The sequence below is a fragment of the Kribbella sp. NPDC056951 genome, assembly GCF_042674205.1.
Lineage (GTDB): Bacteria > Actinomycetota > Actinomycetes > Propionibacteriales > Kribbellaceae > Kribbella > Kribbella yunnanensis.
This window is the reverse complement of the sequence record NZ_JBHUQZ010000014.1, coordinates 179,495-204,098: the sequence shown is the minus strand read 5'-3', so window position 1 is coordinate 204,098 and position 24,604 is coordinate 179,495. Positions and strand designations below refer to the sequence as shown.

Here is a 24,604-nt window from a genome sequence, read left to right as displayed (position 1 = left end):
GGTGACGCTGAGCCTGCAGACGGACCGGCTGTTGATCCGGGACTGGCAAGAAGACGACGCCGAGGCCGCGCTCGAGATCTACGGTTCGCCCGAGGTGGCGCCGTGGCTCTCGCCGGCTATCGACAAGGTGACCGACGTGGCCACCATGGGGATGATCCTGACCGCCTGGATCGAGGCCCAGCCCAACTTCGTCGTACCGGCCGGCCGCTGGGCCGTGGTCCGGCAGGAGGACGGCGAGGTGATCGGCGGGCTGCTGATCCGGCTGCTCCCGCCGTACGAGGAGGATCTCGAGATCGGCTGGCAGTTGCGGCCGTCGGCCTGGGGTAACGGGTTCGCGTCCGAGGCGAGTAAGGCGTTGATGGGTTGGGCGTTCGAGACCCACGACGTCGACGAGCTCTTCGCTGTCGCGCGGCCGAACAACAAACGCGCGATCGGCACCGCTCGGCGGCTCGGCATGGAGTGGGTCGGCGAGACGGACAAGTACTACGACCTCAACCTGCAGGTGTACCGGATCCGAGCCTCGGAGTTCAGTCGGTAGCCGAAGGCAACCAACGCCAGCGCGCAGAGCAGATACGAGTTCACGAGCACGGTCTGTACGGCGGTGTAGTGCAGCTCGCGGTCGTTGCCGAACGGCATCCACCACGGAAGTCCGATCAGGAAGATCGTGATCCACGTGGCGGAGAGCACCGTCCGCAGGGACCGCAGCTTGCCGCGGTGATGCCAGGCGAGAGCCGCGGCCGGGATCGCCCAGACCCAGTGGTTGGTCCACGAGATCGGGGAGACCGCGAGCCCGGTGAACCCGGTCACCACGACGGCCTCGAAACCCAGACCACGCTCGTGGAGCCGACGCGCGACGTACAGGCCGGTGACGGCGACGATGATTGCCGTGAGCAACCATAAGGGCGAATCTCCGGTGAGCCGGACGAGTGCGCCGCGGAGCGACTGGTTGCTGAAGTAGTGCGGCGGCCCCACGCGGCTCGGATCGAAGATGTACTTCGTCCAGAAGTCGATCGTCGAGGTGGGTGACACCAGGAACGCGATCACCATCGTGAGCGCGGTTGTCACACTTGCGACCATGGCCTCGCGGTACCGCTTGGTGATCAGCAGGAAGACGATGAAGATGCCCGGCGTCAACTTGATGCCGGTGGCAACACCGACCAGGATTCCGCGGTACCGCCGCGGGATCAGTCCGAGCAGATCCACCGTCAGCATCGCCAGCAGCACCAGGTTGATCTGGCCTTGCCTGAAGGTCGACTGCACTGGTTCGAAGAGCAAGGCGGCCCACGCGATCAGTACGCCGGTCGACCAGCCGAGCTTCTTCGCCGTGGCCCACCCGATCACCAGCAGCGACAGTGCCGACGCAACCGTGATCAGTGTGCGGGCGAAGGGAAGACCGATCGCGAACGGCGAGAACACCAGCGCGGCGAACGGCGGATAGGTGAAGCCGAGCCCGATGTGGGGGTAGTAGGTGAGATGCGCGGTGTAGATGTCCTGTCCGTTGACGAGCCCGCGAGCGCCCGCGTAGTAGATGCCGAGATCGCTCATCTCAGCAGACCAGGGATGCCAGCGCAGGAGACACAGGATCGGCAGAATTGTTGCTAGCAGCACCAGTTTTCGCTTGCTCATGCGCGACGCCGCCAAGCTGCGATCAGCAGCACCGCCGCGCAGATTGCGTAGGAGTTGCCGAGGTACAGCTCGAAGCCGTGGTGGTGCAGCTCGCGATCGTCCAGGTACGGCGCCAGCCAGGGAAGCCCGATGCCGAAGGTGACCGTGGTGAGCGCTGCAAGTCCGACGCGGTAGACCGTGGTCGCGCGCGACCAGAGCAGTGCGCAGGCCGGGAGCGCCCAGACCCAGTGAGCACTCCACGAGATCGGCGAGATGAGCAGCCCGACGGCGGCGGTCAGCAGGACGGATTCCAACAACCTGCCGCGGTCGTAGGCACGTCGTACCGCGAAGAAGCCGATGGCCAAGGTGGCGAGGATCGCGAGGATCCAGAACGGCTCGACTCCCTGGGGGCCGCCGTTCAGTCGGCCGAGGACGCCACGCCAGGCCTGGTTCGTGACCAGGGTGCTGGAGCCGGGGCGGGTCGGGTCGAAGACGTACGTGCTCCAGAACTTCCAAGCCGCATCCGGCATCGCCAGGAAGCCGACCAGCATCGTGGCGGCGGTCGTCGCCGCGGCAGTGGCCGCCTCGCGATACCGGCGGGTCACCAGGAGGTAGACGATGAAGATGCCGGGGGTGAGCTTGATCCCGGTCGCGATCCCGATCAGTACGCCGCGGAACCGGTGCGGTAGGTGTCCGAAGAGGTCGATCATCAGGATCGCGAGCAGCATCAGGTTGATCTGGCCGTAGTGGAACGTCATCCGCACCGGCTCGAGCGCGAGACCGGCTGCACCTAAGGCGATTCCGGCCGCCAGCACCTGGTGGGTCGACCAGTGTGGCTTCAGTGCGCGGAAGGTGACCGACCCGATCACCAGCAGGGCAAGGGCGGAGAGCGCGGTCATGAGCGCTCGGCCTGCACCTGTGGGGAGGAGGCCGAGCGGGGCCATCAGGAGTGCGGCGAACGGCGGGTAGGTGTAGCCGAGCAGATCCGGGGATGCGTGATGCGCGGTGTAGATGTCCTGGCCGTGCAGGACGGCCTTCGCAGCGGCGACGTACACGCGGAGGTCGTACAGATCCTTGGTCGGCGGCCAGATCGCCACGCAAACAGCCACGAACGCCGCCGCGGCCAGGCTCAGCGCGAGGACCGGGCGGGTGATCCGGCCGTTGCCAACGGCCCCTTCAAGGGCGGGCCGAACAGGACTGATCGTCATGCCTTCGACAATCCCGGCGAGACCCGGGCCGCCACATCGCCGCCAGGTATGGACCGGCCTCACCGCGGGGTATGGGCCGCCACGGCCGAGTGTCACTCCTGAGAGTGACGGCTTCCGGCCCGTCCCGCCGCCACAATGGTCGGGTGAAAGAACTCCTGACCGGCCGGCGCGCGCTCTGGATCGACTCCGCGATCGCGTTCGCCGCCATGGTCAGCCTGCAGGCGCGTCCCCACTGGCAGGCGGGCGACTGGCTGTGGCTGCGGGTGATCCTCATCCTGTTTCCGCTGCTGATCGCGATCCGCCGGATCGAGCCCGCGCTCGCACTGCCCGGTCTGGTCGTCGGTGCGTACCTGGCCGTCGCGCTCGGCCAGGCGCCCTGGCTCCTGTACGTCGGCATCGTCCTCGCGCTGTGGTCGTTGGCCGGCCGGTGCCGGCAGCGGACCGTGATCGCCGTCACGGCGGGATCGGTGTTGATCCCGATCGTGCTGGACGTGGCCCGGGTCGCCGTCGAAGAAATCCTGCGTCCGTACGATTCCTTCGGCGGCAACCTGTCCCAGCTCTTCGAGAACATCGTGGCCGCCGGCGCGCCTGCTGTGGTGCCCTGGCCGCGGGTGGCCCTGATCGCCGTCGTGGCCATGGCGTTCCTGCTCGTACGGCGGGATCGAGCGCGCGTCGTACCAGCTCGTCAGCGCTGGGCCGATCTGCGTGCGTACCTCGTCGATCCGGTCGACTCCTGGGTCCGATACGCCTTGCTGGGCGGTGCGCTCGCGGGCATGACGCTGGTCGAGGTCCGCACGGACTTGCTGTATGGCGGATGGTGGAGCGCGCCGAGCTGGATGCCGTGGGGTGTCGCAGCGGCCGCGCTGGTGCTGGTGTTCCGACGTCGGCCGGTGGTTGCGGTGGTGGTGCTGACCGCGGCGAGCCTGATCGCGAACTGGCAGTCGTACATCCACTACGTCCCGCTGTACGCCGCGCTCGGGGTGGCGTTGTACTGGCTCGTCGTCACCCCGAAGAAGTCCCGGAGCCTGCGGTGGACGTTGCCGGTGGCAATCGGCGTACTGATCCTGCTGCCGCTCATCACCAGAACCATGCGGGTCTGGTTCCTGCAGCTGATCTTCCCCGAGATCAAGCGCCGCGGCTGGGACTACACGTGGAACACCGTGCTGCACAACTCGACGTACGACGGGATCGCGCAGAACATCTGGCCGGTCACACTCTCGTTGATCCTGCTGCTGCCGGTGCTCGCCGCGATCGCGGTTCGGCAGTTGCGGCGGAATCGTGAGGCGGCGCGGCGTGAGGCTGAGCTGGAGCGGGCGGCTGAGGAGCTCGAGGCTGAGCAGGTTGTTCTCACCGAGCGGGCGATCATCGCTCGTGATCTGCACGACGTGGTCGCGCATGCGGTGAACCTGATGGTGATCCAGGCCGAGACCGGGCCGGATCTCGTACGGCGCGGGGAGGCCGACGTACTGGCGGGGTTCCAGCGGATCGGGGATGCCGGGCGGCGGGCGTTGAGCGAGTTGGACCGGTTGTTGTCGACGTTGCGGGACGAGGACGGGATCGCCGATCCGCAACTGGCTCCGCAGCCTGGGATCTCCGATCTGTCACAGTTGGTCGCGGACGTTTCCGACGACCACCTGCCGATCGAACTCGACCTGCAGGGTGATCTCGAGACTCCACCTGAGGGTCAGCAGGTGACGGCGTACCGGCTGGTGCAGGAGGCGCTCACCAACGTGGTCAAGCATGCGCGGGCGACCGGGGTCCGGGTGGCGGTGCGGAGCGAGGAGACGGGGGTGCGGGTCGAGGTGACCGATGACGGGGTCGGGTTCGACGTCGCCGCAGCGCGTCGGGGGAACCGGCACGGGCTGGCGGGGATGCGGGAGCGGGTCCGGATCGAGGGCGGCACGCTGGACATCCGCAGTACGCCGGGAGCCGGGACGACTGTGGACGCGTGGATGCCGGTCGGGGGTCGTCGGTGAACGATCGGCCGATCAAGGTGATGGTGGTCGACGACCAGGACCTGGTCCGGGACGGGATCGCGATGATCCTCGACGGGCAGCCCGATATCGAGGTGGTCGCCCAGGCGGTCGACGGCGCGGACGCGATCCGGCAGGCGGCCGCGATTCTCGATCTGGCCGTCGTGCTGATGGATGTCCGGATGCCGGTGATGGACGGGCTCGAGGCCACTCGGCAGCTCGCCGGGGGACCGCGGGTGCTGATCCTGACCACCTTCGACCTCGACGAATACGTGTACGACGCGCTGCGCGCCGGGGCCAGCGGGTTCCTGCTGAAGCGGTCCTCGCGGGATGAGCTGATCAACGCCGTTCGGGTGATCGCGGCCGGCGATGCGTTGCTGGCGCCGCCGGTGACCCGGCGGCTGATCGACCGGTTCGCCGACACCCGGCTGGATCCCGCGGTGGCGGCGCGGATCGACGTACTGACTGCTCGGGAGCGGGAGGTCCTGGTGCTGGTTGCCAAGGGCAACTCGAACGCCGAGGTCGCGGACGAGCTGCACCTGACCGAGCACACCGTGAAGACGCATGTCAGCCGGATGCTGGCCAAACTCGGCCTGCGGGACCGGGTGCAAGCCGTCATCCTGGCGTACGACGCAGGACTGGTGACGGCCGGGCAGAGGTAAACAGTGCCCATCGGTAAAAAGTGGACAACGGTGAGAACTGGCCAAGACGACGCGTTGACGCCGGTCGACAGTCGCCCGAAAACTGGCTGACGTGCTCACTTTCGCCGCCCTCCTGAGTCCTGTCCTCCTCTCCGCCTCCCTCCTCACGGCACCCGCTGCGGAGCCGACCATCTTCTACATCGACTCGGTCGCGGGGAACGACGCCGCTTCCGGGACGAGCGAGACCACGCCCTGGAAGAGCCTGGCCAAGGTCAACGGCTACGCCTTCGATCCGGGTCAGCAGATCCTGTTCAAACGAGGTTCGTCCTGGACCGGGTCACTCAACCTGTCGCGCAACGGCATCACCGTCGGTGCCTACGGTTCCGGCGCGCTACCGAAGATCGGTGGTCCGGTGCTGAACTGCGTCAACGTGACCGGCGACGACATCTTCATCGGTGATCTCCGCGCCAGCGGCTGCAACTGGGCCGGGTTCGAACTGTTCGGCGACAGCATCGTGCTGGACACCGTGCAGGCCGACAACAACGTGGCCGGGATCTCCATCACCGACGGTTCGGACTGGAACGACATCCGTTGGAGCACGCTCGTCAACAACAACAAGATGAGCGTCGACGACGACACGCACCCCGACGACGACTCGGGTGCCTTCGGCATCCTCGTGCACGGCGACGACAACAAGATCCGCCACAACACCATCAGCGGCAGCTTCCACACCAGCCACGACTACGGGTACGACGGCGCCGCGGTCGAGATCTTCAACGGCGACCGGAACCACATCGAGTACAACAAGACCGCCGACAACGACACGTTCACCGAGCTCGGTCACGAGGCCGGCCAGACCGCCGACGACAACGTCTTCGCCTACAACTCGGTCACCTCGACCAAACCGTCCGGCACCTTCCTGATCACCCGCGGCGCCCAGAGCCACATCGGCCCGGTACGCCGGACGCTCGCGATCAACAACTCCGTCAACCTGCCGAACGGCGACGGCTGGAGCTGCGACCAGGGTTGCGGCCCCGGCATCCTCAAGCTGCGCAACAACATCGTCAAGGTCGGCAAGAAGGTCGGCTACGACGACTCGTTCGACACCCACAACCCGGCCGACGCGGCCGACGAGGACCGCGGTGTCTACCAGGGTGCCGTCTACCAGTTCACCCTCGGCGCTCGCTCAGTCAAGGCCGACCCGCTCTATACCAGTGCCACCGACCTCCGCCTGAAAGCCGGCAGCCCCGCGATCGGCCGCGCCGAGAACTCCGGCTACCCCGAGGACCTTGCCGGCAAATCCCTTACCGGGTTGACCAGTTGGGACTCCGGCGCCTACCAGCGCTGAATCAGCTGTCGAACGACTGCCGGGCAGACTCGATGTGGCTGAAGTACCTGTGGGTCCATTCGCACATGGTGTCGACTGTGGCCCGCAGGCCCTGGCCGGCCTCGGTGAGCGTGTACTCGACCTTGGGTGGCACGGTCGGGTAGACCGTGCGCTCGACCAGGCCGTTGCGTTCGAGCATGCGCAGGTTCTGGGTGAGCATCTTGTGGCTGATGCCATCGACGCGGTTGCGCAGATCGCTGAAGCGCCGGGTGTCGTCGCCGAGCGTCTCGATGATCAGGAGCGCCCACTTGTTGGCCACGTCGGAGAAGATCTCCCGCGCCAGTGAGTCGGCCCGGCTGATGTCGGCCTGTTCCTCCGCCGACAAGCCGCTGACCTGCTTGGTTCCCATCTGGTTCCCCTGTCACCGAAAAGTGCGTTCTTCCGCTGCACTCCATACTCTCCTACGGTTCCTGAGTAACCACAAGAGAGTGTGAGAGGAACTGTCATGGCCGTCACCCTGATCAATCCCGCTGGTCTGCCCGAGATCGACGTCTACCAGCAGGTCGCGGTCGCGTCCGGAACGCGGCTGGTGTTCATCGCCGGGCAGGTCGCGTGGAACGCCGTACCGGACCTGGCTGCTCAGGTCGAAGAGGCCTATCTGAACGTCGGTACGGCGCTCGCCGCGGCCGGAGGCTCGTTCGCCGACGTCACCCGGCTGACGTTCTACGCCGTCGACTGGAAGCCGGAGAAGATGCCGGAGCTGCTCGATGGGATCGCTCGCGCATCGGCCAAGCTCGGCATCACCCCGAAGCCGCCGGCGACGCTGATCGGGGTCGCGACACTCGACGTACCGGAGCACTGGGTCGAGATCGAGGCGACCGCGGTTCTGGACTGAAGTGGTGCAGGGGGATGGCGGGGCCATCCCCCTGCGGGCTACTTCAGGCCGTAGGCGGCGGTGATTTGCTGCTTGAGGCTGTTGCCGTTGGCATCTGTTGCGGTGAGTCGTAGCGAGGGCGACTTGCCGGTGGCGCTGGCTGGGTGGGTCACCGTGCCGGTGTATTTGCCGTCGGTTCCGGTCAGCGGCAGGGCGGTCCAGCGCTTGTTGTCGTAGGAGATCTCCAGTTTCGGCTTGGCGAATTTCGCCGTGCTACCGGAGCCGAACTGGTGGCGGAGACCGAGGTTGATCGTGACGGGGCGGGCGGTCGGCACCTGGTTGTGGGCGTTGGCCTGCGGTACGTCGAGATCGGCCAACACCAGCGGCATTTGCTCCTGCTCACCGCCCTTGGAGCGGAACTTCCAGTGCGACTCGACCGTGGTGGAGTAGCGGAACAGCGTCGGATCAGGGCTGTTCTTCAGGTCGATCTCGTAGTCGGCTGCCTCGGGTGGTACTTCGACGAATCCGCCGGGTCCGGAATTGTCGGAGAAGATCTCGACGCCGTTGCGATGGGCAACGATCGAGGTCTCGCCGGTGGTGGACCACCAGGGGGAGTACTGGCCAGGACCGTGGCTCAGCGTACTGATCGTCATGCTCAGACCGCCGTCGTACCGGCCGACCTGGGCGATTGCCCCGACGTCGGCGTCGGGGAGACCGCTGTTGATGATCGGGGTCAACCAGCGTTCGACCGTCTTCGTGCCGGGCCGGTAGACGCGCGGGGTCCCGAGCACGAAGGGGTCGGCCTCTTCACCGTCGATGATGAGCTGGTTCGACCAGGTGACCTGGTTGGCGAGCACGTACGACGTCCGCTTGGCCGGCGGGGCGAAGTACGGGAGCAAGAAGCTGTTTACGTCGGCTCCCGCCGGTGTGACACCGGTGCGTGCCTCGGCCGTCGGCAGGCCGGTGTGCGTCCCGAAGGTCTCGTCCACCGTCGCGAGCTGGTCGCGCCTGACGGTGAGCTCGGTATCGGCCGGCAGTCGGTTCGCCCAGGGAACGATCAGGTCGTAGACGTACGGCGTTACGGCCTGGCCGGTGACCCGGACTGTCGTGGGCCGCTCCAGCAGGCGCTGCGCGTTCAACCGCGAGATCCGCATCGTCGGGACCGTCGCGTTGCCGGTTTCGCTGTAGGCCCAGAAGGCGAACATCGCGCCATCACCGGCCCTGCTCGGGTCGTACAGCATGACCGCAGCGGCGCCCGCCTTCTCGGCGTTCGTCGCGAGATCGCCGCTCGCCTGGGTCTGGTCGGAGCGGATCAGCGCGAGCTTGCCCTTGGCCCCGGTCAGCTCGGCCGGCGTACCCGTACCGCCGTCGAAGACCTGCAACTCCTTCTGCCCTGTGAACCGCGGCCCGAAGTGGAAGTCCAGCGCGGTGATCGACAGGCCGCCGACGATCTGAGCCTGGTATGGCGGCTGTTCGATCCGCTTGCCGAATCCGATCTCGGCGGAACCAACCGCCTTCGCCGCGGTCTTCGTCGCGGCGAACGTCCTTCGGGTGCCGGTCTGACTGACCGAGTCGGTACGACGCCAGTTCGGTACGTCGCGGACGTGAGTCATCGAGACTTCCCTGGGTGCTGCAGTGGCAGGCTGCCCTTGCGCACCGAGGTCGAGAACCTGGGTCTTGCGCGCGTCGAGCGTGATCGCGGTGGCCTTGCTGATCGCGAACTCGTCGGACAGCACCAGGTCGAATCGCCCGGGTGCGTCGTCGGTGGCCGAGGAGATGAAGATCGACGAGACGTCGTACTTGCCTGGTGCGAGCCGCACCTTCGCGGTGCCGTTCACGATCGGAACGCCGTGCGATGGACCGAGCTCCGGCTGCGGGCCGTCCAGCCGGTTCACGGCGAGGTCGTCGTTGGCCGGCTGGCCGTCATGCGTGATGCCGGTGACGGTCAGCTCGTAGACCTCAGGTTCGGCGTACCAGCCGATGGTCGTGACGAGTGGGTCGGCGCCGTCCGCGGTGGCGGTGATCCGGCCGGCGAAGTTGCCCGGGCCCTTCTTCGCCCGGTCGGTCGTGACAGTGACCTTGGCGTCGCCGTTCGCCGGTACGACGACCTGGTTGGCGCTCAGCTGGGTGGATTCGAGATCCACGGCCAGCTTGAGGGTGACCGGCGCGCTGGTCGGGTTGCGGTAGGTCAGTTCGCGGGTGACCACGTCGGTCTGCGGGTACGGCCACGCCAGCCGACCTAGCTCGAGTTCGCCGGTGTCGACCGTGACTTCGGTGGCCGTGGCCTGGTCGGCGTCGACTCGGCCGGCGCCCTGCTCGGCGAGCGGGCTTCCCTGCTGCGGATCCGCGGTCGAGATCAGCCGGGCCTTGAGCGCATCCGCCTTCCAGTCCGGGTGCGCCTGGGCCAGCAGGGCCGCCGTACCGGCGACGTGCGGGCTGGCCATCGACGTACCGGAAAGCTTGGTGTAGTTGTCGTCGACCGGCTCACCGCGGCTGGTGCCGGCGGCGCGGGCGGCGACGATGTCGGTGCCTGGTGCGGACAGCTCCGGCTTCAGTGCGCCGTCGCCCTTGCGCGGACCGTGGCAGGAGGTGCTGCTCGGCCGGCCGTCGAACTGAAGGTTGCCAACGGCAAGTGCTTCGTCGGCCGCGGCCGGTGTGCTGACGCTGCCCGGGGTCGGCGGATAGCAGTTGCCTGCAGCAATGACGAACAGTGCGCCGGTCTGCTTGCTGATCCGGTTGACCGCCTCCGACAGCACGTCGGTGCCGTCGCTCGGACCGCCGCCGAGGCTGAGATTGACGACCGACGCGCCCTGCGCGGTGGCCCACTCCATCCCGGCGATGATGCCGGAGTCGTAGCCGTTGCCGTTGTCGTCGAGCACCTTGCCGTTGAGCAACGTGGCGTCCGGGGCCACGCCCTTGTACTTGCCTTGCGAGGCGGCGCCGTTGCCGGCCGCGATACTCGCGACGTGCGTGCCGTGGCCGTTGTGGTCGACCGCGTCACCGGATTCGCTGAAGTCCTCGGCGGCCGCGATCCGCCCGGCGACATCGGGGTGGGTCGGGTCGATCCCGGTGTCCAGTACGGCGATCTTGACGCCCTTGCCGGTGAATCCGCGCTGCCAGGCGGCCGGTCCGCCGATCTGCGGAACGCTCTGGTCGAGGTTCGCCTTCACGCGTCGATCGAGGCTGACCCGGGTGACCGTCGAGGCGACCCGCGCGGTCTTGCCCGGGGTGAGGGATCGCCAGAACGCCTGGCCGTGCGACACGCGGGTCGCGCGGGCGCCGAGACTGGCGAGCACCCGGCCTCCCGTCGTACCGGGAACCGCGGCGGACCGGGCTGCGCCTGTCGAGCTGATGATCACCGGGGTGCTGTCGGTGGCGCCCTCGGCGATCAGGGTGGTGACGTCGAACAGACTTCGGTCGAGGCGGCCGGCGGTGACATCGGCTGCGGCGGCGGTCGGTACGACGTACGTGTGCCCGTTCAGCGTGCTCGTGAGGGCCGAGTCCGACGTACTGCCGGGGCCCGGGACGAAGGCCGTTCGGACCTGGTTGCCGGGGAGCGTGGTGACTCGGACCTGGTCGCCGGTGATCAGGTTGACCGTCGAGGTGGGCGGTTGGGGGCGGGGCGGTGGGGACGCGGCGGTGGCGGTGGTCGCGCCGCCGAGCGTCAGGCTCAGGCCCACGAGGGGCGCCAGCCAGCGGTTCGGGTGCAAGTGTTCCTCCAGAGTCGGGCGGTGGTCTCACTTGCGTTGACGGAACGAACTCGTCAGAAGTTCAAGACTAGACCGGAACTCGGAGCAGATCCCTGGGTTGTCCCGGAGAGATCCCCTAGAGTTGAGTGGAATGGACTCAAGTTTGGCTAGGTTGTAGCTAGTGACTGTGTTTGCTTGAACTGAAAGGCTCTGAGATATGGATGTTCAGCGGTTGACGACGCTGGCCCGCGAAACGCTGTCGGTCGCCATCCGTCAGACCTCCGCGGCGGGCAACCCGACCGTGGAACCGATTCACCTGCTCTCCGCGCTGCTCGCGCAGCCCGAGGGGACCACGACCGGTCTGCTCGAGGCCGCCGGCGGCGCCATGGACGCCGTACGACGCCGGACCACCGAGCAGGTTGGTCGGCTGCCGAAGGCGAGTGGGGGCAGTGTGCAAGCGCCGAGCCTGTCGCCGAAGACCGGTGAGGTGCTGAACCAGGCTGAGCAGCGGGCTCTCGGGCTCGGGGACGAGTACGTCTCCACCGAGCACCTGCTGATCGCGCTCGCCACCGTCGAAGGACCTGCCAAGACGGCGCTCGGGGTGACTCCGGAGGCGCTGCTGAAGGCGTTCGACGAGATGCGGGGCAACCGGCGGATCACGTCGCCGGAGGCCGAAGGGACGACCAAGACGCTGGAGAAGTACGGCGTCGACCTGACTGAGCGTGCTCGCGACGGCAAGCTCGACCCGGTGATCGGGCGTGATTCCGAGATCCGGCGCGTCGTACAGGTGCTGTCCCGTCGTACCAAGAACAACCCGGTCCTGATCGGTGAGCCCGGCGTCGGCAAGACGGCCGTCGTCGAGGGTCTGGCCCAGCGGATTGTGGCCGGTGACGTGCCCGAGTCGCTGCGCGGCCGGCGGCTGATCAGCCTCGACCTCGGCGCGATGGTCGCGGGCGCGAAGTACCGCGGTGAGTTCGAGGAGCGGTTGAAGGCGGTGCTGACCGAGATCAAGGAATCCGACGGTCAGGTCATCACCTTCATCGACGAGCTGCACACCGTCGTCGGCGCCGGTGCGTCCGGCGAGGGCGCGATGGACGCGGGCAACATGCTGAAGCCGATGCTGGCGCGCGGTGAGCTGCGGATGATCGGTGCCACGACGCTCGACGAGTACCGGACACGGATCGAGAAGGACCCGGCGCTGGAGCGTCGGTTCCAGCAGGTCTTCGTCGGTGAGCCATCGGTCGAGGACTCGATCGCGATCCTGCGTGGGCTGAAGGAGCGGTACGAGGCGCACCACAAGGTGGCCATCTCCGACAGCGCACTGGTGGCTGCGGCGACGCTGTCGAACCGCTACATCAGCGGTCGCCAGTTGCCCGACAAGGCGATCGACCTGGTCGACGAGGCTGCGTCGCGACTGCGGATGGAGATCGACTCGTCCCCGGTCGAGATCGACTCACTGCGCCGTACCGTCGACCGGCTCAAGATGGAGGAGCTCGCGCTGTCCCGCGAGGAGGACGCCTCGTCGCAGGAGCGGCTCGGGCGGCTGCGCGCCGACCTCGCCGACCGCGAGGAGGAGTTGCGCGCGCTCGAAGCCCGCTGGGAGCGGGAGAAGTCCGGCCTGAACCGGGTCGGTGAGATCAAGGAGCGGATCGACGAGCTGCGCGGCCAGGCCGAACGTGCCCAGCGCGACGGCGACCTCGGTACGGCGGCCCGGATCCTGTACGGCGAGATCCCGGAGCTCACGAAGGAGCTCGAGGAGGCCGACGCTTCGGAGGACGCCGTCGAGGCGCCCGAAGCGATGGTGAACGAGGAGGTCGGGCCCACCGAGATCGCTGAGGTGATCGCGATGTGGACCGGTATCCCGACCGGGCGGCTGCTCGAAGGCGAGACCGGCAAGCTCCTCCGGATGGAGGACGAGCTGGGTCAGCGGTTGATCGGTCAGAAGGAAGCCGTGAAGGCGGTCAGTGACGCCGTACGGCGCGCGCGGGCCGGCATCTCCGACCCGGACCGGCCGACTGGCTCGTTCCTGTTCCTCGGCCCGACCGGTGTCGGCAAGACGGAGCTGGCGAAGGCGCTGGCCGACTTTCTGTTCGACGACGAGCGGGCGATGGTCCGCATCGACATGTCCGAGTACAGCGAGAAGCACAGCGTCTCGCGACTCGTCGGTGCCCCTCCCGGCTACGTCGGCTACGAAGAGGGCGGTCAACTGACCGAGGCCGTACGGCGTCGTCCGTACTCGGTGATCCTGCTCGACGAGGTCGAGAAGGCGCACCCCGAGGTCTTCGACATCCTCTTGCAGGTGCTCGACGACGGCCGGCTGACCGACGGTCAGGGGCGGACGGTCGACTTCCGTAACGTCATCCTGATCCTGACCAGCAACCTCGGTTCGTCGTACCTGGCCGACATGGCGCTCGACGAGAAGGTCAAGCGCGACCAGGTGATGGCCGTCGTACGGCAGTCCTTCAAGCCGGAGTTCATCAACCGGCTCGACGAGATCGTCCTGTTCGACGCGCTCGGCAGTGAGGAGCTGACGAAGATCGTCGCGCTCCAGATCACCGCCCTGCAACGCCGCCTGACCGACCGTCGGATCACGTTGGAGGTCGACGAAGGTGCGTTGGAATGGCTGGCGTTGACCGGCTACGACCCGGTGTACGGCGCGCGTCCGTTGCGTCGCCTGGTGCAGTCCGCGATCGGTGACGAGCTGGCGCGAGGTCTGCTGAATGGCACGGTCCGCGACGGCGAAACCGTCCGCGTGACGTTGAACGAGTCGAAGGACGCGCTGGAAGTCACCGCCTGACAGCTTGGTCCGTCTGCAAGGATCAAGGAGTGTTCGGAGCCGAGTACTACGAAGAGAACGGACCGCCGCGTCAAGTGACAGTGGCGACCGTCGTAGTACTCGGCTTCGGTGTTCTCTACCTGCTGCTCGGCCTGATGGCGCTGACCTCGGCCGGCGACCAGATCTCCGAGATCGTCACCGGCTCGAAGGGCGCGTCGGCCGTGGTGGTCGTGCTGGCGTGGGTCGGTGCCGTGCTCTACATCGTCCCGGCACTGTTCCTCCGCAAAGGCCGTCCCTGGGCCCGCTACGTGATCATGGCGGTCGCCGTACTGGGTGTTGTCGGCGGCCTGGTCGCCTTCCCCACCGGCCTGCTCGGCGCGGCCATCCACGCCGCCCTGCTCGTCCTCATGCTCCAACCCCCGACGAAGAGATGGTTCCGCCGCTGATGGAGATCTGGATCAACCCCGCCTGCTCCAAATGCCAGTCCGCCACCAAGGCCCTCGACGAGGCCGGCGTCTCCTATACCGTCCGCCGCTACCTCGACGACCCGCCCACCGCGGCCGAACTCGATGCCGTCCTAACCCGCCTCAACCTCGACCCTTGGCACGTCGTCCGCCACAACGAACCCGAGGCAGCACCCCTCCGCGACCTCCCCCGCGACGACTCCCACCGCGCCGACTGGATCGCCGCCATGGTCGCCCACCCCATCCTCATCCAACGCCCCATCCTCACCGCCGACGACCAAACCACCGCCGTAGTCCGAGACCCCGAATCCCTGTCCCGCTTCCTTTCCTGAGGTAGGCCCGGACCGCCCCCACTCACCAACCCGCACAGGCTCCGCACCACCACGCCTGAACGCCGCGCCGAAACCGCCCTCCGAACGACTTACTGAGTGGTGGCGGTCCGCCCGCCCAACCACATGTCGCAAGGTTCGCCGGTAGCTGGCGGGGCGAGGCCGCTCCGCACGCACCTCCACCACGCGGGCGACACCCCGGGTGACACCACCCCCGCCGACGACACCCCCGGGTGAGACCACCCCTGGCGACATCACCCCGACGACCACCCCTGGCGACATCGCGCCAGACGACGGCCTCGGGCGGCACCAATCCCCGCCCCCGACAACCGCCACCCCGACACCACCCCTCGGGCGACACCAACCCGACGATCGCAGTTGCTCGCCGGTCGCGTTAGGGCGGAAGCACGTGAGGCGGGCGCGCCGGAGGCGGTGTCCTTTTAGAGCTTTTGCAGGCGGGTTAGGGCTTCTTGGAGGAGTTCTTCCTTCTTGCAGAAGGCCCAGCGGACCAGGGGGCGGCCGGCTTCTTTGTTGTCGTAGAAGACTTGGGTGGGGATGGCTACTACGCCGGTGCGTTCGGGGAGGAGGCGGCAGAAGTCGATGCTGTCGGTGTGGCCCAGGGGGCGGATGTCGGTGGTGATGAAGTAGGTGCCGGCGGGGCGGTGGACTTCGAAGCCTAGGTCGGACAGGCCGTTGGCCAGGAGATCGCGGCGGGACTGGAGGGTGCTGCGGAGGGTGTCGAAGTAGTCGTTGCCTAGGGCAAGGGCGTTGGCTACGGCCGGCTGGAAGGGCGAACCGGAGACGTAGGTCAGGAACTGTTTGGCCGTGGTGACCGCAGTGACCACCTCAGGCGAACCTGTCACCCAGCCGATCTTCCACCCAGTCACCGAGAACGTCTTACCGGCGCTGCCGATCGAGACGGTCCGGTCAGTCATGCCGTCGTACGTCGCCAACGGGATGTGCCGGTGGTCGTCGTACACGAGGTGTTCGTAGACCTCGTCGGTGATGACCACCAGATCGTGCTCGACTGCCAGATCCCGGATCCCGCGAAGCTCATCATCGGTCAGCACCGTGCCGGTCGGGTTGTGCGGGGTGTTGATCAGCAAGACCTTCGTCCGCGGGGTGACAGCGGCGCGGAGTTCGTCCAGATCGAGCCGGTACGACGGCGCTCGCAGCGTCACGGGAACCCGACGACCGCCGGCGAAGGCGATGCCGGCGGCGTACGAGTCGTAGTACGGCTCAAGCGCGATCACCTCGTCACCGGGTTCGACGAAGGCGAGTAGGGCAGCGGCGATGGCCTCGGTGGCGCCCGTGGTCACCAAGACCTGAGTGTCGGGGTCGTACGACAGATCGTAGAAGCGCTTCTGGTGGTCGACGATCGCCTGCCGCAGCGCGGGGATGCCGCGGCCGGGCGGGTACTGGTTCGCGCCAGCACGGATCGCCGCGATCGCATCCTCGAGCAGCGAGTCAGGCCCGTCGGTATCGGGGAACCCTTGCCCGAGGTTGACCGACCCGGTAGCGACCGCGAGGGCCGACATCTCGGCGAAGATCGTGGTGCCCAGCCCGTTCAACCGCTCAGCATGTCCGCGCATGCAGTCGACTCTAACGCCCGGCGTTGCGCACCATGTGGGCCAGCCAGTCGCGCGCCGTGGTCCGGTCGGTGTCGGCGAGGCTCGCCTCGATCTCGGCCTCCACAGCCAGTACGGCGGGAGCCGCGACCGCCAGCCGGTCGACCCCGGCCTTGGTCAGGAACAGTTGCTGGGTACGCCGATCGTTCGGATTCGGCCGGCGTTCGACCAGGTCGGCCTTCTCCAGGCCGGTGACGAGTTCGTTCGCGGACTGCCGGGCGGTTCCGACCACGCGGCCCAGTTCGGCGACGGTCCGGCCGGGGTGATGCGTGAGAACGAGCAGAGCGCCGTACTGCTGCACGGAGAGCCCGTGCTCGACCAGGGCGACAGCGACCGCGGAGCGCAGGCTCAGCCAGGCGTGCCGCACCAGGAAGGTCACGCCGAAGCTGTCGTCAGGCTCGCTGCTCATACCGCTCATTCTGCCAACACACGTCTGAAAAGGTGATTGACAGGAACCTGTCAATCACCGCACACTGAAACCACGTCAGGGTCCTGTCAATCATAGGAGACGTGGTGTCCCTACCGCCAACACCCACCCGGCCCGGCCGGGTGCTCGCCGTACTTGTCCTCTCTGCGCTGCTGATCTGGATCGACTCGACAGTCCTCGGCATCGCCCTCGAACGCCTCGCCGACCCGGTCGACGGCCTCGGCGCGTCCCCCGGTCAGCTCCAATGGGCGATCGGCATCTACTCGCTGCTGTTCGCCACCGCACTCTTCGCCGCCGGTGCGCTCGGCGACCGCTACGGTCACCGGACCGTCCTGATGGCTGGCCTGGTCGTCTTCGGTGCGTCGTCCGCGTGGGCGGCCTGGGCCAGCGATCCGGTCGCACTCATCCTCGCCCGCGCCACCATGGGCCTCGGCGGCGCAATGATCATGCCGACCTCGATGGCAATCCTCGGCCGGACCTTCGCCCCCGAACGCCGAGCCGGGGCCATCGCGATCTGGTCGTCCGCGGCCGGTGTCGGAGTGGCTGCCGGTCCGGTCCTCGGTGGCCTCCTGCTGGCCCGGTTCTGGTGGGGCTCGGTCTTCCTGATCAACCTGCCACTGGTCGCCGTCGCGCTGGTCGGTGCCGCCCTCACCCTCCCGAATCCCCGCAGCGAGCAACGCCGCCGCCTCGACGTGCGAGGTCTCGGGCTGTCCACGCTCGGTCTGCTCGGTTTGTCCTACGGCCTGATCGAAGGTGGTCACCAGGACGGCTGGAGCCGTTGGCAGGTCTGGGCGAGTATCGCGGCCGGCCTCGTCCTGATCGCGGCCTTCCTGTACTCCGAAGCGCGCGAACATGACCCGAGTTTCGATCCACGCCTGTTCCGCAACCGTCATTTCGCGGCCGGCAACGTCGCGCTCGGTGCCCTGTTCCTGACCATCACCGGCCAGGCGTTCTACCAAACCTTCTACCTGCAAGGCGCGCGCGGCCTCAGCCCGCTGCAGGCCGGACTACTAGCGTTGCCGGGGGCAACAGGCGTCGTACTGGGCTCGCCGCTTGGTGCCAGGCTTGCCGCCCGGTTCGGCATCGCCCGCGTCTCCGGTACGGCGTTGGCTGTGTTCACGGTGTGTCTCGTCCTCAACCTCACGTTCACCGTCGACACGTCACTCGTGTGGTTCTGCTTCCTTGGGATAATCGCCGGCCTGGCGATCGGAGCCGCTGTCGCGCCGACCACCGCGGGTGTCGTCGCAACCCTCCCGATGGATCGGATCGGCGCCGGTTCGGCGGTCAGCAATGCGATTCGGCAGGTCGGTAGTGTGCTCGGGGTCGCGGTGATCGGCACGATCGTCTCGTCGACGTACCAGCACGCGATCGCGCCGTCGTTGCCGGCCAACCTCCGCGACACGGCCGGTGAATCCGCAGAGGCGACCCGTCATGCTGCGGCTGAGCTCGGGCAACCGCAGCTGATCCCGTTGGCGAATGACGCCTTCATTCAGGCGATGCACACGGCCGCGGTGGTCGCCGCGATCTTCACCTTGGCTGGAACGGTCGTCCTGATCCTTGCCTTCCGCAACCGTAAGGCGCCGGCCACCGGGGCGGCCGACGCCGAGTTGTCCTCAGTTCCAGGCTGACGGAGGCGGCGGCGGTACGACGGCTGGGCGGTCCTCGCACCAAGTAGCGCCGTACCAGCCGCCGTCGTTGCCGGTGAGGAGTTGTACGTCGAACGTCGGGGGGTTCTCGAAGTGGAAGGTGCCGCAGTTGTTGACGAACGGTGCACCGACGTTGCGAGCGTCGACGTTCTCGAACGAGGCAAAGCCACCGACCCGGGCATTCACCACACTGGTCCCGGTGCCGTCCACCTTGAGGTTGCGTACGGCAACGTTATTGATCGCGTAGGTGTCCTTCACTGGCCAGTCGACGACGAACATCAGCGCGTTGTACGTGGAATCCAGGAACGAACTGTCGGTGATCTGCAGGTCGGCCGACATCGTCGACTGCAGGGCGTACAACCAGATCGCGCCGAGCCCGATGTTCCAGTTCAGGTCCCTCGGGCCGCCGCGGACGGTGGTGTTCCGGGCGAAGGTCAGCTTGCCTTCGAACGGTGTCGAGTTGAAGCGCGAACCGGCGTGCAGCGTGCTGCCCTCGCGGATCGGGTCGGCGACCAGGTTGTCGGTGACGGCGTTGTCGCGACCGCCGTAGATGGCGATGTTGTTCGCCAGGACGGGGGTCTGGACGGTGTTGTGGTCGTAGACGTTGTTGTGATTGGCCAGTCCGGCCGGGTTCGTCTCCGACCACATCGCCAGACCGTCGTCACCGCTGTTGCGGACGAAGTTGTTGGTGGCCCGGACGTTGGAGACGCCCAGGTGCAGGTTCATTCCGTCGGCGATCGCGTCGGTGATGACGTTGTTGCGGATCAGCAGCCCGTCCATCGGGCCGTCCAGCCAGATGCCGACCTTGGTGCGATGCAGGTAGAGGTTCTCGATCGTCGAGCCGCCGCCGATCGCACCGCCGACCCCGTTCACCTGGTCGGTGTCGATCCGCTCCCGTACGTCGCTCTCGATCGCGAAGTCGGCCAGGTGGACCTCCGTGCTGCCGCCGGCGTCGGCGTACTTGCCGTAGAAGCCGGGCGCGCTGTGGATTGACTTGTCCGGCGCGGGTTCGGCGAGGGGCAGGACCTTGCCCTTGATGATCGTGTGCCAGTTGCCGGCGCCGCGGACGGTGACCTTGTCGACAACGATGTGTCGGTTGACCTGGAAGGTGCCCGGCGGGATGAACACCGACCAGCCGAGCTTCTTTGCGGTCGCGATAGCGCGGTCGATCGCCGGTGCGGCGTCGCGCCGGCCGGTCGGGTCGGCACCGAACAGGCGGACGTCGAGGGATCGGGCCGGTTGGCGGATCGGCGACTTTACGAGCTCGAAGTCGGCGACGTCGATGACAGTCCAGGCGGCATTCGTGTGCTTCGGTACGGCGAACCTGACGCGATCGCCGGCGCGGTACGTCCGGTCGAGTAGCACGCGCTGTTCGTCGTAGAAGTGGTTCGGACGGAAGGGCTTGGCGACCGGATCGGGTTCCGGCTTCCACCAGCCCGGGATGGGGTCGACGTTCGGGTCGTTGGAGAACGGATACATCCCGTACAGCCAGGCATATTCGGACGTGAGAGTCAGCGTGCGCTGGTGCTTACCGTTGACGGTGAGGTCGAGTGGTGCCTGGATTCCGCCGCCGGTCGGCGCGTCCGGAATGCTGTAGCGCAACGTCAGCGCGTTGGCCGCGTGCGTCAGCGTGAACTCGACGTACTGGCGTGGTTGCAGGCGGACGGCGGTCCGGCCGGACGCCTCGGCCGGCAGGGTGTAGGCCTCGCGGCCCGGGCCGAGCTGCTCGCCGGTGAAGAAGGCGTTCTCAGCCTCCTGCTCGACGAACGGAACCGCGGCACCGCGCCCGGCGACCAGCGCCGGATCAAGACCTGCGCGAGTGATCCGCGGTGCCGGCCGGGAAGCCGTCGCGGGAGCGGTAAGCGTGGCGCCGAGGACCGCCGTCGTCAGGGCGACGGCGAGGGCGCGCAGAACTGTTCGGGACATTGGCGGATCCCCTCCAGACGAACTGCCTGGAGGTTATGCAGTAGACCACCTCAGCGCAAGATCTCGACAGAATGTAGAAAAATCGCGCGCGATCAGTCGGGCTGGGGAGTGGGGCGGAGGGCTCGGAGCCAGAGTTCGGTTTGGGCGATGTGGGCGGAGGCGGCGGTTGCGGCGGCGGCTGGGTCGCGGAGGGTGATGGCCGAGAGGATCGCGCGGTGACCGCGGTCGCTGGTCTGTTTGATCGCGTCGAAGTCGTCGCCTGGTTCGAAGATCCGGTAGTGCCCACCGCGGCCGCGGATGACCGCGGTCAACGCGGTCACGGTCGGGTTGGCGCCCGCCGTACAGATCGCGCCGTGGAACTCGGCGTCCAGCACCTGGATCTCGTGTGCGTCGGTGGTCGCTTCCAGGCGGTCGAGGATCTCGCCGAGTCGGCCGGCGAGGTCCGGATCCTGGCGGGCGGCGGCTGACGCGGTTGCGTGCGCCTCCAACACCCGCCGTACCTCGAGAAGCTCAAGCACCCCCTCGAGCGGAATCAGCTCCACCGACAACGAGAATCGGCTGATGATCTCGGCCGGATCCAGCGCCGAAACATACGTCCCCGACCCATGCCGCGACTCGATCACCCCCAGCGCCGCCAGCGACCGGACCGCCTCCCGCAACGAACTCCGCGACACCCCGAGCCGATCACACAACTCCGGCTCCGGCGGAAACTTCGCCCCCGGTCCCAGCGCCCCCGAAGCAATCATCTGCCGCAACCCGGTCAACGCCGTGTCGGTCGCCGCCATCGTCCACCTTCCCGTTCCACCATCACCAAGTCCTCAGACCATTCAAGCGCACAATTCCCCGATTGCCCTTGAAATGTGAGCTGTACCTGACAGTCATCAGATGTCAGTCGGAGGAGAGTGCGAGAGCAGAGTAGTGACAGACTGGGGGTTGATCGACGGGAGGACGACGTGGCGACTGCGCTCATCACGGGACCTACGGCTGGGATCGGCCGGGCTTTTGCGGACAAGCTGGCGCGGGAGGGGTATGACCTGGTGCTGGTGTCCCGGGACGAGGCTCGGTTGAAGGAGGTTGCGGGGGAGATCGGCCGGGAGTACGGCGTGGGGTGTGAGGTGCTGGCGGCTGATCTGACTGATCGCGCGGACCTGTTGCGGGTCGAGGAGCGGTTTCGGAGCGGGCCTGTCGAGGTGTTGGTGAACAACGCCGGGTTCGGGCAGAAGAAGGCGTTCTGGGCCAATCCGGTCGAGGCTGAAGAGAAGCAGCTGGATCTGTTGGTGCGGGTGGTGTTGCGGCTTACGCATGCTGCCGTGTTGCCGATGATCGAGCGGGGGTCGGGGGCTGTCATCAATGTGTCGTCGGTGGCTGGGTTCCTGCAGCGGGGGAGTTACAGCGCGCACAAGTCGTGGGTGACGAACTTCTCGGCGGGGTTGGCGATTGAGCTGCATGCCAAGGGGGTTGCCGTGATGGCGTTGTGCCCGGGGTTTGTGCACACGGAGTTCCATGAGCGGATGGGGATGGATAAGACGGTCGTGCCGTCGTTCATGTGGCTGGATGCGACTCGGTTGGTCGACGACGCGTGGAAGGACCTGATGCGCGGGAAGGCGATCTCGATCCCGAGTCGTCGGTACAAGCTCCTCACGGCCGCCGCGCGGTATACCCCGCGCACGCTGATCGCGCGGCTCTCCACGGTCGGTCTGGACGGGCGTCGCCGTACCTGAGCTGTCGTGATCAACTCGTGTCCCAACCGCAGTGGGCCGGGCCGCGTCCAACCTGACACCTAAGGGGAAGGGTTGGAGCCATGAACACTCGGGGAATGCGTCGCGTCATCGCCGCGGCCGGGCTGGCCGTCGCCGGCGTCGGACTGGTGGCCTGCGGCAACCAAACACCGGCCGGCGGTACGCCGTCGACCGGAGTCAGCACACCGGCACCCAGCACGCCGACGGCGCCAGAGACCAGTACGGCGACGCCGAGCAACCCGCCGACGTCGGCCCCGACCACCGAGCCGACCAAGGCGCCGACCACCGTGCCGACGAAGACGGTGCAGCCGACGCCGACCAAGCCGCCGGGTGTTCAGCGGCTCGCGAACTCCATGCTGCTGACCGGCAAAGAGGTTGCCAAGGCGGACCCGAAGCGTGGCTGGATCGCGACCAGCGCCGCCAGCCGGTCGATCTGCGGCAAGGCGGCCACCCAGGGGAACGGCGTACAGGGTCGGTTGACCCGCTCGTTCACGACCGAGCTCGACGCGTCCGGTGGGCAGTGGCTGACGCGCTACCAGAGTCCGGCCGCGGCCAAGGCGGCGTACGAGCAGATCGTCGCGACGATCAAGTCGTGCAAGGCCTTCGTGCCCGGTGAGACGCATGCCCGCAAGCTCACCGAGAACCGCACCCTTGCGGTCGGTGACGCCACCGCGATCCTGCGCTGGTACGACTACCCGAAGCCGAACGACCCGGGCAGCGAGGACGGCGGCTTCCCGTACGCCGTCACCCGCAAGGGCACCGTGGTCTCGGTCCTCGCCTTCGGCGAGATGGGCAAGGGTGTTGCGCCGGCCCACTGGGAAGCGCTGGCCCGCGCAGCCGCCACCAAACTCCCGTAATCACCGCAGCGGCTCGTCGGTCCCCTTGCCACCGGTCAGGGTGACCGCGGCCGCGATCGCCTTCACGTCAAGGGGTGCCTGGGCCATGGCGTCGGCGGCATAACCGCTGCCGACGCCGAAGACCGTCGCGTTGAGGCCGCCGTCCACGATCGCCGGTCGCCCGGCGATCGTCGTGTTGGGCTTCTCGTGAGCGGCAGGTCGATGGATACCTGCGCTGGTCAGCGACGAGACCACGGTCGGCTCCTCCGGATCCGCGGCCGCCACAGCCACCTCGTACTCGCTGTCCAACGCCCCGTACGGCACGCGGACCAGTACGACGTCGTCCTCCGGACCGAAGAGCCGCCGCGGAACGGTGAACGGGACAGTCAGGGCGACCGGCGTCTTCCGCCGATGGATGCTCTCGGCAACATGCCGGGCTCGCGCAGCCCGGCCCGCGGGATCGGTGTAGACGGCAACCGTGCCCCAGGAATGGTCGGCGTACTCCCAGGTGACCGTCGTCGCGCCCGAGTCCTCCCCGATGACGTAGACAGGGCGACCCTCGATGGGCTCGAGCTGCAGGGCGGCCGACGGCGGCGCGCTGCGCAGGCCGGGTGCGTAGAGCGTCGCGACCGCAGTCGCTTCGTTGGTGGGTCGTGCGGTGGAGGTGAGCGCGACCATGTGGAAGATCCGGCCGGTGATGTATTGGTAAGGCTGGAAGCCGCCCGCCGTACCGACGTCGAACTCGCGGCCCCAGATCTGCAACGGCTGGAACCTGCCCGGCGGCGGTCCGGCGACCGGGGGTTCGCGGAAGGCGTTGAACAGCGGGCGGGCGCTGGAAGCCGCGGCGACGACACCGACGACGCCCAAGGTGCCGAGGACGCGGCGGCGGCGGATGGTACGGCGGCCGTCGTGGATGGCGCGGTCGATACTGATCGACTCGGTCGACTCGTCCGGGGCTTCGCGGAGCGCCTTCAGGAGACCGGCATAGTCCTCGTTCATGCGCGCTGCTCCTTTCGGTCAGTGGCGGCTAGGTGGGTGCCCAGTTGGCGGCGAAGCAGGGTCAGGCCCCTGGCGGTGTGACTCTTCACGGTGTTCTCCGGGCATCCGAGCGTGGCGGCGACCTCGCGGACGGACAGGTCATAGAGGAAACGCAGGACGAGTACGGCGCGCAGCTTCGGCGGAATGTGGTCGAGAGCATCGGCAACGACGAGCCGGGTCTCCACCTCGCGACCGTGCGGTGCGGGGCGTTCGATCGGATCGTCGACAAGCTTCACCTGCGACCAGCGCAACCGGCGTTCGTTGAGGAAGGTGCGGACGACGATGGTCCGCACGTACGCGTCCAGGTTCTCGGCGGACTGCGCCTTGTGCCAGTGCACGTAGAGCTTGGTGATCGCCTGCTGTACGACGTCGTCCGCCCGGTCGCTGTCCTTGCACAACGATCCCGCGAGCCGGCGCAACTCAGGCAGACGCGCGGTCACGTAGTCCACGTATTGCTGCTCGTCATGCGCACGCACGG

General features: G+C 67.5%; 21 protein-coding genes. 11 read left to right on the top strand and 10 right to left on the bottom strand.

Translation table 11 applies throughout. The features are described from left to right. Nucleotide 1 precedes the first annotated feature (1 nt). Nucleotides 2–538: a GNAT family N-acetyltransferase gene (locus ACFTSF_RS36360; RefSeq protein WP_344162736.1), complete on the top strand. Its 537-nt coding sequence runs from the start codon at nt 2–4 to the stop codon at nt 536–538. Here the strand turns inward: ACFTSF_RS36360 and ACFTSF_RS36355 are convergent. Beyond that, nucleotides 484–1,626, bottom strand: coding sequence for a glycosyltransferase 87 family protein (locus ACFTSF_RS36355; RefSeq protein WP_380159528.1), 1,143 nt, complete (start codon nt 1,624–1,626; stop codon nt 484–486). The genes ACFTSF_RS36360 and ACFTSF_RS36355 overlap by 55 nt on opposite strands. After that, nucleotides 1,623–2,813 carry a glycosyltransferase 87 family protein gene (locus ACFTSF_RS36350; protein ID WP_380159526.1) on the bottom strand — a complete coding sequence of 397 codons (1,191 nt, stop codon included), beginning with the start codon at nt 2,811–2,813 and terminating at the stop codon, nt 1,623–1,625. The genes ACFTSF_RS36355 and ACFTSF_RS36350 overlap by 4 nt, the downstream gene beginning before the upstream one ends. A 143-nt stretch (nt 2,814–2,956) precedes the next feature. On the opposite strand from ACFTSF_RS36350, the gene ACFTSF_RS36345 reads away from it, so the two are divergent. From ACFTSF_RS36345 to ACFTSF_RS36335, 3 genes are all read left to right on the top strand, one after another. Next, nucleotides 2,957–4,789, top strand: coding sequence for a sensor histidine kinase (locus tag ACFTSF_RS36345; RefSeq protein ID WP_380159524.1), 1,833 nt, complete (start codon nt 2,957–2,959; stop codon nt 4,787–4,789). Continuing rightward, nucleotides 4,762–5,448 (top strand): response regulator, encoded by a 687-nt coding sequence (locus ACFTSF_RS36340; RefSeq protein ID WP_380159523.1) that lies wholly within the window; start codon nt 4,762–4,764, stop codon nt 5,446–5,448. Before ACFTSF_RS36345 ends, ACFTSF_RS36340 begins: the two co-directional genes overlap by 28 nt. Before the next feature lie 91 nt (nt 5,449–5,539). Next, the gene (locus ACFTSF_RS36335) at nt 5,540–6,775 is read left to right on the top strand and encodes a hypothetical protein (protein WP_380159521.1); all 1,236 of its coding nucleotides are present in this window, start codon (nt 5,540–5,542) and stop codon (nt 6,773–6,775) included. 1 nt (nt 6,776) lies between these two features. On the opposite strand, the gene ACFTSF_RS36330 is transcribed toward ACFTSF_RS36335, so the two are convergent. Beyond that, the gene (locus tag ACFTSF_RS36330) at nt 6,777–7,163 is read right to left on the bottom strand and encodes a winged helix-turn-helix transcriptional regulator (protein WP_380159519.1); all 387 of its coding nucleotides are present in this window, start codon (nt 7,161–7,163) and stop codon (nt 6,777–6,779) included. A 96-nt stretch (nt 7,164–7,259) separates the two neighbouring features. On the opposite strand from ACFTSF_RS36330, the gene ACFTSF_RS36325 reads away from it, so the two are divergent. Next, the gene (locus tag ACFTSF_RS36325; RefSeq protein ID WP_380159517.1) at nt 7,260–7,649 is read left to right on the top strand and encodes a RidA family protein; all 390 of its coding nucleotides are present in this window, start codon (nt 7,260–7,262) and stop codon (nt 7,647–7,649) included. A gap of 38 nt (nt 7,650–7,687) precedes the next feature. On the opposite strand, the gene ACFTSF_RS36320 is transcribed toward ACFTSF_RS36325, so the two are convergent. Then, on the bottom strand, nt 7,688–11,308 hold the full coding sequence (locus ACFTSF_RS36320; RefSeq protein WP_380159515.1) for a S8 family serine peptidase: 3,621 nt from the start codon (nt 11,306–11,308) through the stop codon (nt 7,688–7,690). Nucleotides 11,309–11,534: 226 nt separating this feature from the next. Between ACFTSF_RS36320 and clpB the strand changes: the two genes are divergently transcribed. Genes clpB through ACFTSF_RS36305 form a run of 3 tightly spaced genes read left to right on the top strand, consistent with a single transcriptional unit; the run spans nt 11,535 to nt 14,889 of the window. Beyond that, nucleotides 11,535–14,114, top strand: coding sequence for an ATP-dependent chaperone ClpB (gene clpB, locus ACFTSF_RS36315; RefSeq protein ID WP_380159513.1), 2,580 nt, complete (start codon nt 11,535–11,537; stop codon nt 14,112–14,114). Nucleotides 14,115–14,143: 29 nt separating this feature from the next. Next, the gene (locus ACFTSF_RS36310) at nt 14,144–14,539 is read left to right on the top strand and encodes a hypothetical protein (protein WP_380159512.1); all 396 of its coding nucleotides are present in this window, start codon (nt 14,144–14,146) and stop codon (nt 14,537–14,539) included. After that, a complete protein-coding gene (locus ACFTSF_RS36305; protein WP_380159510.1) occupies nt 14,539–14,889 on the top strand; it encodes an ArsC/Spx/MgsR family protein in 351 nt (116 codons plus the stop codon). Before ACFTSF_RS36310 ends, ACFTSF_RS36305 begins: the two co-directional genes overlap by 1 nt. A gap of 437 nt (nt 14,890–15,326) precedes the next feature. Here the strand turns inward: ACFTSF_RS36305 and ACFTSF_RS36300 are convergent, their stop codons facing one another. Both ACFTSF_RS36300 and ACFTSF_RS36295 read right to left on the bottom strand, forming a co-directional pair. Next, a complete protein-coding gene (locus tag ACFTSF_RS36300) occupies nt 15,327–16,478 on the bottom strand; it encodes a pyridoxal phosphate-dependent aminotransferase (RefSeq protein WP_380159508.1) in 1,152 nt (383 codons plus the stop codon). 10 nt (nt 16,479–16,488) lie between these two features. Beyond that, nucleotides 16,489–16,923 (bottom strand): MarR family winged helix-turn-helix transcriptional regulator, encoded by a 435-nt coding sequence (locus ACFTSF_RS36295; protein WP_380159506.1) that lies wholly within the window; start codon nt 16,921–16,923, stop codon nt 16,489–16,491. A gap of 104 nt (nt 16,924–17,027) precedes the next feature. Here ACFTSF_RS36295 and ACFTSF_RS36290 point away from each other — a divergent pair, with 104 nt between their 5' ends. Then, nucleotides 17,028–18,569: an MFS transporter gene (locus tag ACFTSF_RS36290; protein ID WP_380159504.1), complete on the top strand. Its 1,542-nt coding sequence runs from the start codon at nt 17,028–17,030 to the stop codon at nt 18,567–18,569. On the opposite strand, the gene ACFTSF_RS36285 is transcribed toward ACFTSF_RS36290, so the two are convergent. Both ACFTSF_RS36285 and ACFTSF_RS36280 read right to left on the bottom strand, forming a co-directional pair. Then, on the bottom strand, nt 18,555–20,513 hold the full coding sequence (locus ACFTSF_RS36285; RefSeq protein WP_380159502.1) for a glycosyl hydrolase family 28-related protein: 1,959 nt from the start codon (nt 20,511–20,513) through the stop codon (nt 18,555–18,557). The genes ACFTSF_RS36290 and ACFTSF_RS36285 overlap by 15 nt on opposite strands. Nucleotides 20,514–20,605: 92 nt before the next feature. Next, complete coding sequence (locus ACFTSF_RS36280; RefSeq protein ID WP_344149307.1) at nt 20,606–21,298, bottom strand: FCD domain-containing protein; 693 nt, start codon at nt 21,296–21,298, stop codon at nt 20,606–20,608. 168 nt (nt 21,299–21,466) lie between these two features. On the opposite strand from ACFTSF_RS36280, the gene ACFTSF_RS36275 reads away from it, so the two are divergent. Continuing rightward, nucleotides 21,467–22,234, top strand: coding sequence for an SDR family oxidoreductase (locus ACFTSF_RS36275; protein WP_344149309.1), 768 nt, complete (start codon nt 21,467–21,469; stop codon nt 22,232–22,234). Nucleotides 22,235–22,314: 80 nt separating this feature from the next. Further along, on the top strand, nt 22,315–23,109 hold the full coding sequence (locus ACFTSF_RS36270; protein ID WP_380159499.1) for a hypothetical protein: 795 nt from the start codon (nt 22,315–22,317) through the stop codon (nt 23,107–23,109). Here ACFTSF_RS36270 and ACFTSF_RS36265 read toward each other — a convergent pair whose 3' ends face one another. Both ACFTSF_RS36265 and ACFTSF_RS36260 read right to left on the bottom strand, forming a co-directional pair. Then, on the bottom strand, nt 23,110–24,087 hold the full coding sequence (locus ACFTSF_RS36265; protein ID WP_380159497.1) for a hypothetical protein: 978 nt from the start codon (nt 24,085–24,087) through the stop codon (nt 23,110–23,112). Continuing rightward, nucleotides 24,084–24,602, bottom strand: a complete 519-nt coding sequence (locus ACFTSF_RS36260; protein ID WP_380159496.1) for an RNA polymerase sigma factor — start codon at nt 24,600–24,602, stop codon at nt 24,084–24,086. Before ACFTSF_RS36260 ends, ACFTSF_RS36265 begins: the two co-directional genes overlap by 4 nt. Nucleotides 24,603–24,604 lie beyond the last annotated feature (2 nt).